11 protein-coding genes and 1 tRNA gene are annotated in these 11,926 nt (G+C 38.2%); 8 read left to right on the forward strand and 4 right to left on the reverse strand.

Annotated elements, in window-relative coordinates; genetic code table 11:
• The first annotated feature begins 771 nt into the window (after positions 1-771).
• The gene (gene rpsD, locus MW688_RS15085) at positions 772-1,380 is read left to right on the forward strand and encodes a 30S ribosomal protein S4 (RefSeq protein WP_486736837.1); all 609 of its coding nucleotides are present in this window, start codon (positions 772-774) and stop codon (positions 1,378-1,380) included.
• 55 nt (positions 1,381-1,435) lie between these two features.
• Here the strand turns inward: rpsD and MW688_RS15090 are convergent, their stop codons facing one another.
• Both MW688_RS15090 and mgtE read right to left on the reverse strand, forming a co-directional pair.
• Positions 1,436-2,884 (reverse strand): WD40 repeat domain-containing protein, encoded by a 1,449-nt coding sequence (locus tag MW688_RS15090; protein WP_486736838.1) that lies wholly within the window; start codon positions 2,882-2,884, stop codon positions 1,436-1,438.
• A gap of 17 nt (positions 2,885-2,901) precedes the next feature.
• On the reverse strand, positions 2,902-4,287 hold the full coding sequence (gene mgtE / locus MW688_RS15095) for a magnesium transporter (RefSeq protein WP_486736839.1): 1,386 nt from the start codon (positions 4,285-4,287) through the stop codon (positions 2,902-2,904).
• Positions 4,288-4,478: 191 nt separating this feature from the next.
• Between mgtE and MW688_RS15100 the strand changes: the two genes are divergently transcribed.
• A tRNA-Leu gene (locus MW688_RS15100) sits at positions 4,479-4,562 on the forward strand.
• A gap of 182 nt (positions 4,563-4,744) precedes the next feature.
• Here the strand turns inward: MW688_RS15100 and MW688_RS15105 are convergent.
• Both MW688_RS15105 and hemH read right to left on the reverse strand, forming a co-directional pair.
• On the reverse strand, positions 4,745-4,921 hold the full coding sequence (locus tag MW688_RS15105; protein WP_486736840.1) for a hypothetical protein: 177 nt from the start codon (positions 4,919-4,921) through the stop codon (positions 4,745-4,747).
• A gap of 254 nt (positions 4,922-5,175) precedes the next feature.
• On the reverse strand, positions 5,176-6,351 hold the full coding sequence (hemH, locus tag MW688_RS15110; protein ID WP_486736841.1) for a ferrochelatase: 1,176 nt from the start codon (positions 6,349-6,351) through the stop codon (positions 5,176-5,178).
• Between the two features lie 124 nt (positions 6,352-6,475).
• Between hemH and MW688_RS15115 the strand changes: the two genes are divergently transcribed.
• From MW688_RS15115 to MW688_RS15140, 6 genes are all read left to right on the forward strand, one after another.
• The gene (locus tag MW688_RS15115; protein WP_486736842.1) at positions 6,476-7,102 is read left to right on the forward strand and encodes a class I SAM-dependent methyltransferase; all 627 of its coding nucleotides are present in this window, start codon (positions 6,476-6,478) and stop codon (positions 7,100-7,102) included.
• Between the two features lie 22 nt (positions 7,103-7,124).
• Positions 7,125-7,634 (forward strand): YqeG family HAD IIIA-type phosphatase, encoded by a 510-nt coding sequence (locus tag MW688_RS15120; RefSeq protein WP_486736843.1) that lies wholly within the window; start codon positions 7,125-7,127, stop codon positions 7,632-7,634.
• A 227-nt stretch (positions 7,635-7,861) separates the two neighbouring features.
• Positions 7,862-8,977, forward strand: coding sequence for a glutamate 5-kinase (proB, locus tag MW688_RS15125; protein WP_486736844.1), 1,116 nt, complete (start codon positions 7,862-7,864; stop codon positions 8,975-8,977).
• 62 nt (positions 8,978-9,039) lie between these two features.
• Positions 9,040-10,638: a 2,3-bisphosphoglycerate-independent phosphoglycerate mutase gene (gene gpmI / locus MW688_RS15130; protein WP_486736845.1), complete on the forward strand. Its 1,599-nt coding sequence runs from the start codon at positions 9,040-9,042 to the stop codon at positions 10,636-10,638.
• Positions 10,639-10,796: 158 nt separating this feature from the next.
• Positions 10,797-11,066: a phosphoribosylformylglycinamidine synthase subunit PurS gene (gene purS / locus MW688_RS15135; RefSeq protein WP_486736846.1), complete on the forward strand. Its 270-nt coding sequence runs from the start codon at positions 10,797-10,799 to the stop codon at positions 11,064-11,066.
• 17 nt (positions 11,067-11,083) lie between these two features.
• A complete protein-coding gene (locus tag MW688_RS15140; protein WP_486736847.1) occupies positions 11,084-11,860 on the forward strand; it encodes an MlaE family lipid ABC transporter permease subunit in 777 nt (258 codons plus the stop codon).
• The last annotated feature ends 66 nt before the right edge of the window (positions 11,861-11,926 follow it).

The raw sequence follows: 11,926 nt of genomic DNA on the forward strand, positions 1-11,926 counted from the left end.
CTGCTCCGGTGCTCCCTGCTATACAAGGGTTTGGTGAGTTGCTTATAAAGGATAGCTTACTAAGGGGGGCTTTATCAGTAGCTTGTAGGTTGGGTCCTTGTTATACTACATTAACAATTTCACTTACGCTACTAATGCTGCTACTAATGCTGAATATGCCAACAGGTGAGAATCAAAATTTAAGGGCGATCGCCTACTTTTATAGTGTTGGGTTTCGTGCCTCAACCCAACCTACAGGCTAAAAAAGCACTAATGCTGAATATGCCAACAGGTGAGAATCAAAAATTAAGGGCGATCGCCTACTTTTATAGTGTTGGGTTTCGTGCCTCAACCCAACCTACAGGCTACCTTCTTACTTCAAAACTCATTACTCATTACTCGTTACTCATTACTCATTGTGTTGGGTTTCGTGCCTCAACCCAACCTACAGGCTACAAGCTCTTTGTAAAAAACCTACCCTTGTGAGCTCTCCCCCTCTCCCAGGGCTGTTTCATTCATTTTTTTATTTCAAAATGTAACGTTTAAACGGTAGGCTTTTTACTATGTTTTTTAAAAGAAAAATAAATCCGAGATTTATTATTAGCAAAAAATCCCCTCTCAGAAGCTCCCGTGCTCCGGTGCTCCCTGCTCCTCCTCACCATTTTCTTTGTCAAGAACGAAACAGCCCTGCCCCCTCTCCCTATCTCCCTATCTCCTTTTTAAAACTTAGAATTTATGGTATGATAAGAGTTTTGGGTCTAATATAAAAGAGAAAATAAAGGAAAACAATCTATGTCTAGATACAGAGGTCCTCGTCTTCGGGTTGTACGCCGTTTAGGTGAATTACCAGGATTATCCCGGAAAAGTCCCCGACGCCAATATCCCCCAGGACAACATGGACAAAATCGCAGAAAGCGCTCAGAATATGCTATTCGTCTCGAAGAAAAGCAAAAACTACGCTTTAATTATGGAATTAGCGAAAAACAACTAGTTCGTTATATGAAAAAAGCACGTAGAGCTACAGGTTCTACGGGACAAGCCTTATTACAATTACTAGAAATGCGTCTTGATAACACTGTATTTCGCATGGGAATGGCGGGTACGATACCTGCGGCACGTCAACTGATTAGTCACGGTCACGTTACCATAAACGGTAAAGTTGTGGATATTCCTAGTTATCAGTGTCGTCCTGGAGAAGTAATTAGTGTTAGAAATAGAGAAAAATCTCGCAAACTAGTAGAAACTAATATGGAATATCCCGGGTTAGCTAACTTACCTAGTCACCTAGAGTTTGATAAAAACACTCTCACAGGCAGAGTTAATGGTATCGTGGAAAGGGAATGGGTGCCTCTACAAATTAATGAACTACTCATCGTTGAGTACTATTCTCGGAAAGTTTAACCAGTATGTTTGTTCCCTGGATTTAAAATCCAGGGCATGTAGGGAGAAATGTAACCTAAGACCGCCAGATTTTTAAATCACCATCGACACCACCACTAACTAATAAATCAGCATTGGTGTTTAAAAGTATTGAAAAAATACTTTGAGATTCTTGAGTAATTATATTCAAGGGTTCATCTTGATCAAGATGCCAGCTTTTAATGGTACCATCAGCACCAGCGCTTAAGAAAATATTATGGGATGGGTCAAAAACTAGGGACATGACCTGGGCTTTGTGAGCAGCGAAAACTTGTATAGGTTCAAGATTTTGGGTTAAATCAGACTGATTTAATTGCCATATTCTAATCGTACCATCTACACAACCTGCGGCGAGTAACTCTCCATCGTCACTAAAGGCTAAACACTGAACTGAGGAAACATTGCCTAGGAATTCTGCTAGTAAATTACCAGTTTCTAGTTGCCAGAGACTAACTTGACCATCACCACCACCAGTAGCAATGATGGCATGATTAGAGTATAAGGCAAGAGCATAAATACCGCCAGATTCATGTAAAGAAGTAGAAATTTTAGCTCCGGTAAATAAATTCCACTGTTTGATTGTCTGGTCATAACTACCACTTACGAGAATTTCTGCCTCAGAAGCGATCGCTAAATCATGAATAGAACCGGAATGATAGGTTATAGCTTCTTCTTGTTTGAATTTTAAATCTTCACCTATGGACCAGAGTTTGATTTTTTGATCAAAACTTCCTGTTGCTAACCAATATTGAGTATCTGTATAGTTAACTTTTTTACTACATTCTACAGTTAATAAACCTTGTGAATGTGCTTCTATACTATCAACTAATTCTCCTGTGGCTAATTCCCATAGTTTAAGATTTTTATCCCAGCTTACACTCAGTAAATATTTTTCATCGGGAGTGATTGCTAAGTCTGCAATCGCTTCTTTATGGGCGGCTATTTTTTGTGTTAATTCCCAATGGGGAGATTTAGGGATAGATGCTTTGGGAAAATTGTCTGGAGTTGGTGACATCTCAAGGAATGGTTTGGGTTTGAATTTTGGTTTGGGTTTAAAACCTTTGTTGATAGTCTCTGTTTCCCTGGGTTTAAAACTTGGCCTCTGGGGATGATTGCCTTGATTGATGATGTTATTAACTAATTGCTCTAATTTACTAATTCTAGCTTCTACATGATTGTCTTGTAGATATCCTATAATTTTTTGCACTGATTCTTGTAACCAATTTAGTTCTACTTGATTATCTTTAACAATTAGCTGAGAGGGTTGCTCTGTTGATTTTGATTTTTTCAGATATGATGATAAAAGGTGGTAATTTTGCTGTTTTTCCCGTTGGCGATTGAGTAAATTTAAAGTTAGGGTAATAGTCACTAAGACTAAAAACCCCATAATTTTTTGAGAGAAAATATAAATTAACAGACTGAGGATTAGTCCGAGGATAGCGATGTATTCAGCAAGATCCAACCAATGCCATTTAAAAAGTTTCATAACCGTAAGTTCTCTGATTAATTTACAACAGATTTTAAAATAGCTTTGGCAATTTGAAAATAAATTAATACCCCCAATACATCTACCGCTGTAGTGATAAAGGGCGCTGACATTAAAGCCGGGTCAAAACCGATACTGCGAAAAATAAATGGCAAAGATGAACCAGATACAGAGGCGAGAATAGCGATCGCCAATAAACTTACACCCACGGCGATCGCCACTCGGGGATCTCCTTGAAGCAAATAAGCCCACAGAGTAGCTAAACTCCCTAAAATTGTCCCTAGGAGTGCTCCTGCCCTAGCTTCTCGCCAAATTACTTGTATGGGTCCTAAACTGCGGATAGTTTCTGTATTCAAGCCTCGAATGACTACGGTTGAAGATTGGGCGCCGACATTTCCCCCTGTGCCCGTTAGGAGAGGAATAAATGCTGTTAAAGCTACCACTTCTTGTAAAAATTGTTGTTGAGAGTTAATAATTGTTGCTGTTACTGTGTTTGTTAGTAACAATATAAATAGCCACACTACTCGTTTACGAGCCACTGTGATTAAATTGATTTGAAAATAATTATCTCCATCGGATTGAACACCACCTAGGGCATAAATATCTTCTGTAGCTTCTTGTTCTAAAATATCGAGAATGTCGTCTACTGTTACTACTCCTACTAAACGTTCTTCCCTATCTACTATAGGTAGTGCTAGTAAATCGTAACGTTGTATTAATCTGGCCACTTCTTCTTGATCTGTATCAGTATGTACTGATACTAAATCTCTCGTCATAATTTCACTTAAATTCTTTTCTGGAGAGGAAACCACTAAATCTCTCAAAGAGACGGTACCTTTTAGACAGCGAGAAGAATCAGTTACATATAAATAGTAGATAACTTCTGAGGTTGTAGCTAATTGACGAATTTTTATTAAAGCTTCTGCTACTGTTAGGTTTTCTTTGAGAGAAATATACTCCGGCGTCATAATTCGTCCGGCTGTATCTTCTTCATATTTTAATAGGGCGTATGTGGCTTCTCTTTCTTTGGGAGTTAGTTGAGTGTAGAGACGACTCACTAATTTTGCTGGTAACTCGTCAAACAGTCTCGCGCGATCATCAGGAGACATTTTATCGACAATATCGAGTACATCTTGATGTTTAAATTGTTGCAGTAGTGCTACTTGCACATTTGAATCTAAATTTTCATAAACCTCTATCGCTTCAGTTTTCCCTAATAAACGAAAAGCGATCGCTTGCATCGATTCAGGTAAACTTTCTATGGCATCGGCGATATCTACTGGTTGTACGGGTATTAATAGGGCTTTTACCCCTTGATAATTTTTATCTTCTAGGAGAATTTGTAATTGTTCGCGGACTAGCTTTTGTATTTCTTGGCGCGAACCTATGCTATTTTCAGTCAAAGCTTATCCTCCTCTTCTTCTGAATCTACCTCATTAATAACTTATAACAATTTTTAACAAAAGTCGCGTTTTTTACTAGTGCGAGTGATTTGGGTTTCCTCAACATCCTGAAATGTCCCTTCCTCCCTTCGCCTCTGTTCTTGACAAATTATCAAATTAATATTATGATTATAGATTGTGGATGAATGTAAGCGAAACTGGCGGAATTGGTAGACGCGCTAGGTTCAGGTCCTAGTGTTCGCAAGGACTTCCGGGTTCAAGTCCCGGGTTTCGCACTGTTTAACTCTTAACTTGCACCTTTTGCCAAAGTTATTGGTGGCGGTTGAGTTCAAAGACAAGGAGTTCAGAAAAGAATTTTAAATATTTACACTTATTTTAGCCACATTTTCACCGCTTCAGCAAGAAAATAACGAATGGCGGACTGGGAGACAAATCGTTCGGTACGGTGTAACGAAAATTAAATATGTTCTAAAAGACAAATAGGTAACCAGGTTTGCTGACCATTATCAAAAGTTACCAGAGCAAGCCGTCCCTGGGACTCAATCATCCATCTTTCCATCTGAATTAAAACTTCTTTAACTAATTCACAAGTAGGTGTGGTACCAGTTAAAGCATTTAAACTCAAACCTGCCATGTCTTTAACCTCTTTATAGGCGATCGCGCTCCAAATATTTTCGCCTGAATTTTTATGTCTAGCCCAGGATTCATAAGCTGCTTTGATGTAAGTAGCAGACAGCCCCTAGGTATTTTATTTACAAGTCAGTAGTTTTCATCAAAGAAACTCTATAGACTGATTGCTTTCTACCTTTTTGGGGCTATCAATTTTTTAAACATGCTATGGTTAAACATTCTCTAACTATAGAGTAACTCCCTCACTATTTTCCGCTATTATAATAGACCAGCGAAGTGTAAAGGACCGTGACCACTAATTAGTTCCAGAATCAAGGCGATAAAACCAAGCATTGCTAAACGACCATTCCAAACTTCAGCCGATGGCGTTAAGCCCATTTGCCAACGTTCTTGAGGATACATTTTCATATTCTTCACCGGGTGAGTAACTTGATCAAAGGTGCAGGCTTCTGTTGTTAAAGCTTCCTCTACTAACATTGATAAGGCTTCAATAAACTTAGTGTTAGTATTTAAAGCAGGTACTCTCACAAAGTTGGTGATTCCCACTTCTTCGGCAATCTCTCTATACTCAATATCAATTTCTTGGAGAGTCTCTATATGTTCAGAAACAAAACTAATCGGTACAACCAGTAAATTTTTAACCCCCTGTTTACCAAGTTCTGCTAAGGCTTCTTCTGTATATGGTTTCAGCCATTCTACTGGACCTACTCGGCTTTGATAAGCTAGTGTATAGTTATTAGATTTGTTCAATGTTTCCATGATTAAACTAGTACACTCTTCTATTTCTTGCTGATAGGGATCTCCTGCTTCATCTACGTAGCTTTGAGGAACACCATGGGCACTGAAGAAGATATGAACCTGTTCAGGATTACTAAACTGTTCTAATTCTGTGGCAATTAAATCAGCCATGGCTTCGAGGTATTTAGTATTTTTATACCAGGAAGGAATCAAGGTGTAGTCAATTTTTTCCAGAGATTTATCTTCAGACCACAAATCCTCCAAGACTCGAAAGCTAGAACCACTGGTACTGATGGAAAATTGTGGATAGAGAGGCAAAATCACTAATCTAGAGATTTTATCTGCCTTAATTCTGGCGATCGCTTCTTCCGTGTAGGGATGCCAATAACGCATTCCCACATATACTTTTATATCTTCACCAATCTCTTGACCTACTTTCGCTAAACTAGAAGCTAAAGCTCTAGCCTGTTCTTCTGTTATACGACGTAGGGGTGACCCGCCGCCGATTTCTAAATAGTTTTGTTGTGATTTTTTAGCTCTCAGGTTAGAAATTAACCAAGCTAAAGGTTTTTGCAATCCTGTTAAAGGAAGACGAATTATTTCTGGGTCAGAAAATAGATTATAAAGGAACGGGCGAACATCCTCTATTTTATCGGGACCACCCAAGTTCAGTAAGAGAACCCCAACACGGCTCATAATTTTAATATGTTACTAAATTTTTCAGATTCTTTACTTATTTTAACAATATTTTTATTGTTTAAGTTAAAAATAATAGAAAGGTAAATAAATAAATAATTTTTCACAAGGAGGAGCAATAAAATTGGCTACTATTTTAAGACCATTGAGTTATCAATATCCCTGGTTATATAATTCAATTTCCAGCTTAGCATCTTTTCCTTTGGGAGGAGAAAGAAAATTTCGCCATCTACCCCTTGAAAATTTAAATATTCAGCCATCAACGAAAATTTTAGACCTTTGTTGCGGTTGTGGACAAACTACTGCTATTTTGGTTAAATTGTCTCAACAGGTGACTGGTTTAGATATTTCTCCAGTTTCCTTAGCTAAAGCTAAACAAGAGGTGCCAGAGGCCAAATATATCGAAGGATTAGCCCAAAACATGCCTTTAGAAGACCAAGAGTTTGATTTAGTTCATACTAGTGTTGCTTTACATGAAATGAAACTAGAGGAGTTAAAGGAAATTTTTGCAGAGGTTTATCGAGTACTTAAACCTCAGGGAATTTTTACTTTTATTGATTTTCATAAACCTACTAATCTAGTATTTTGGCCTGGTATAGCTTTATTTTTCTGGTTATTTGAAACTCAAACAGCTTGGCAACTATTAAATATTGATTTAAAAGGGTTATTAAACCAAAGTGGTTTTACTGTTTTACAGCAACAACTCTATCTAGGTGGTAGTCTACAGGTTATTCAAGCACAAAAGCAGTAATAATAGGAGATTTAATTAAATTATGCACCGAGTTAGGTATTTACGTCCTAATTTGATTCTTGACGGTAATATTCTTCAACTTACTCCTGAAATTATTACTAAATATCAACTAAAAGGTTTAGTGTTAGATGTGGATGATACTCTTTTACCTATGAGTAGTTCAGAAATATCCCCAGAAATTCAACAATGGTTTACTATTATGCGAGAGTACGCCGTTATCTGGTTACTCAGTAATAATTTTAGTGATACTAGAATTAGTAGAATTGCTAGGGTTTTACAGGTACCATACGTGTCTAGCGCCGCTAAACCCTCACGACGCAAACTTAAACAGGTACTCAAGGCCATGAATCTAGAAACTAATCAAATCGCTATGGTTGGCGATCGCCCTTTTACTGATATTATCGTTGGTAATCGTTTGGGTTTATTCACTATCTTAGTTGAACCTATGCTTGCTGATGATTCTTGGAGCAATCTTTTATCCTTGCGTAGTTTAGAAGTCAGTCTCATCAAGGCTTTGGGTTTTTCTGAGTAGATTTCTTGACAAAAGTTAATAAATCCTCATAAATTTAAATATTAAGAAAATATTATGAAATAAATGATCACAAAAATTTTATGTCATGATTTATCCATAGATAATAATGAGGTCAGCTTAATAAAGACCTTAAACATAACCAAGTAAAATAGAAACAAGCGTCTGCATCAGCTAAGAAATTAGCCACAGACGCTCATGTTTTTTTACACAAGAAAGTTAAGGAATGTATGAATTGCCCCCAAACCTTGGTGGTTAAGATTGGGACATCTAGCCTAAGCGATATAAAAACAAATAAACTCGCCCTGTCTACCATTGCATCTTTAGTAGAAACCCTGACTTATCTGCGACGTCTAGGACATCGCGTCATCTTAGTATCCTCAGGGGCAGTAGGAATAGGTTGTCAAAGGCTGAAGATTAGGGAAAGGCCGCAAAAAATGAGTAAAAAACAAGCTGTAGCGGCAGTAGGTCAAGGGCGCTTAATCAGGATTTATGATGACTTATTTAGTAATTTAGAACAACCCATAGCTCAAATATTGTTGACACGTCAGGACATCATCAACAGAAGCTCCTATGTAAATATACACAATACATTAACAGAGTTATTAAATTTAGAAGTGATTCCCATTGTCAATGAAAACGATACAGTAGCCATTGATGAGCTAAAATTCGGGGACAATGATAGCCTATCGGCCTTAGTAGCAAGTTTAATAGAAGCAAACTGGTTATTTTTACTAACGGATGTAGATCGCCTCTATTCGGCAGATCCGCGGCTATTTCCCACGGCTAAACCGATTGTATTAGTTAACCCAGAAGACTTTAGTAAACTAGAAATAGAATCCAGCACAAAAGGTTCACAATGGGGCACAGGAGGGATGGCAACAAAACTAACAGCGGCACGGATTGCCACTAACGCTGGAGTAAAAACAGTAATTACCCAGGGAAAAGAGCCTGGTAATATAATTAAAATTATCCAAGGAGAAATTATCGGAACCCAGTTTGAAGCAGCAAAACAAACAGAAAAAGCCCGAAAAAGATGGATAGCTAACGGTTTGATTCCCCAAGGTAAACTTTATTTAGATGCAGGTGCGATAAAAGCAATTTGTCAAAAAGGAAAATCTTTATTAGCGGTGGGAATTCTGAAAGTAGAAGGGGATTTTAATGCCCACGATGCGGTAGAATTATGTAACGAAATGGGGTTAGAAATAGCTAGAGGTATAGTAAACTATAGTAGTAGCGAAATTAACCAAATCAAGGGCCAACATTCCCAAGATATTGTCAAACTACTAGGCTATCTAGGTGCAGAAACTATTGTACATAGAGATGACTTAGTAATTAAGGAATGAATATTCCAAAAAGTAAATGTTATTATCAACTTGCGTACATATAAACTATTAGGATAATAATCATGGCACAAGCACCTGTATCTCCGGTGGTTCTAGTTATCTTAGATGGCTGGGGTTATCGAGAAATGAAAGAAGCTAATGCCATTGCGATGGCAGATATACCAGTACTGCGAAGCCTCTTAGAAGTTTATCCCCATACTTTGATTAAAACATCTGGGAAAAAGGTCGGACTACCAGAGGGGCAAATGGGAAACTCAGAAGTAGGGCATTTAAACCTGGGGGCAGGGCGAGTAGTACCTCAAGAACTAGTGCGTATTTCTGATGCAGTAGAAGATGGTTCAATACAAGAGAATCCAGCTCTCATAGAAGTATGTAAAGATGTGATTGAAACCCAGGGAAAATTGCATATGATCGGATTGTGTTCACCAGGAGGAGTACACTCTCACATAAATCATCTACTAGGATTATTGGACTTAGCAAAATCTAAAGGAGTGGAAGAAGTTTGTATACACGTGATCACAGACGGAAGAGATACAAACCCACATTCAGGAATAGATGAAGTTAAGAAAATTGAAGAACACATAGATAAAATTGGTCTGGGTCGTATTGTGAGTGTCAGTGGAAGATATTATGCGATGGATCGCGATCGCCGCTGGGATCGGGTAGAAAAAGCTTATCGAGTGTTCACAGAAGATAACAATATAGTAGAAAAAACAGCATCAGCAGTAATCGAAGAAAATTATAGTCAAGAGATAACAGATGAATTTATTGCTCCCACTAGGATTGCGCCTGGAGCAATAAGTGCTGGGGATGGAGTAATTTTCTATAACTTTCGCCCGGATCGAGCAAGACAAATCTGTAGTGCTTTAGTTAGTCCTGAGTTTGATGGTTTTGAACGAGAACTAATTAAACCTCTAAGTTTTGTTACCTTTACTCAATACGATCCCGACTTACCAGTAAAAGTAGCTTTTGAACCACAAAATCTGACTAAAATTCTCGGGGAAGTAATCTCTGAAAATAATCTTAAACAGTTTAGAACTGCTGAAACTGAAAAATATCCCCATGTAACTTATTTTTTCAATGGTGGTTTAGAAACACCCTTTCCCGGGGAAGATCGAGAACTAATCCAAAGCCCGATGGTGTCTACTTATGATCAAGCTCCGGCTATGTCAGCAGAAGCAGTAACAGAGGTAGCCTGTGCTGCCATAGAAAGAGGTATCTACTCTCTAGTTGTTATTAACTATGCTAATCCAGATATGGTCGGTCACACAGGCAATTTAGAAGCTGCCATCCAGGCCGTTCAAACTGTAGATAAGTTCATAGGAAAACTATTAACTAGCATTCAAAAAGTAGGTGGAACAACTTTAATTACCGCAGATCACGGTAATGCTGAATACATGAGAGATGAACAGGGTAACCCTTGGACTGCTCATACCACTAATCCAGTGCCTTTAATTTTGATTGAAGGAGAAAAACTTAAAATTCCAGGACATGGTGGTCAAGTAGCTTTGAGAGATGATGGCTGTTTAGCAGATATTGCTCCTACTATTCTCTCTATCCTTCAAATACCTCAACCGTCAGAAATGACTGGACGTTCTCTAATTAAGTCTCCTGATTTACAGGTTAATCCCAATAAAACCCCTGTAAGGATTTCTTTGTAAGTAGTTACAGCAGGAGGCATTCCTGGGGAATTCACCTTTCCTCCTTTCCTCCTGCTGTATGCCTAAAACCTGATACCTAATACCTATTATCTACCGAAAATGTCCCGGTTTACCCTCTCTAGCCTATATACTTGTGTAAATACTAATTCCAAACATTTATGTATCAAAGATATCATGCTCGTGTTTATGTTACCCTCAGACCATCCGTGCTAGACCCGGCAGGAGCTGCCGTAGAAACAGGATTACATCAGCTAGGCTATACAGAGGTTTCCTCTGTGAGAATCGGCAAATATATAGAATTTGACTTGACCACCACAAATCAGCAAGAGGCAGAAGCACAAATGAAAAAAATGTGTGAAAGCCTATTAGCTAATACAGTAATTGAAAACTATTGTTTTGAATTAGACTTAGTTGAAACGATAACTTGATATTTCCCTATTAGCTAATGAATAAAAATTTATTTTTGTGGTTTAACCGTCTAACTGAAGCTGCTTATCTTCTCGGACAAGTTATTCTGCATCTTCTCAAAGGCAATATTCACCGTCGCAATACTATCGAACAAATGGCCCTGGTAGGACCCGCTTCTCTCACTATTAGTTTGATTACAGCAGGTTTTGTGGGTATGGTTTTTACGATCCAAGTGGCTAGAGAATTTATTACTTTTGGAGCGACAACAGCAGTAGGGGGAGTATTAGCCCTTGCTCTTGCTCGGGAATTGGCCCCAGTTTTAACAGCAGTAGTAATCGCCGGGAGAGTAGGTTCAGCTTTCGCTGCCGAAATTGGTACCATGCGTGTAACCGAGCAAATTGATGCTCTCTATATGCTCGAAACCGACCCTATTGATTATTTGGTGACCCCTAGAGTTATAGCCTGTGGGATCATGCTTCCTATATTGACTATTTTTTCCCTCATTACTGGCTTGACTGGGGGAATGTTAGTGGCAGACAGTCTCTATAATATTTCTTCGGTAATTTTTCTCAATTCTGTACGCAGTTTTTTAAATATTTGGGATTTGCTTAGTTCTATGCTCAAATCTTTAGTTTTTGGTGGTTTGATTGCTATTATTGGTTGTAGCTGGGGTTTAACTACTACCGGAGGCGCTAAGGGTGTGGGTCAATCTACCACCACCGCTGTAGTTACTTCTCTTTTAGCTATTTTTATTGTTAATTTCTTTTTATCTTGGATTATGTTCCAGGGAGTGGGAGATGCTTCTATCAATTAGCTTGTTATCATTAATATGAAGTTTTGTATCAAGAATTGCTGATGATGCCTAGATGATGTTATTCTT

It is taken from the genome of Johannesbaptistia floridana (genome assembly GCF_057440575.1).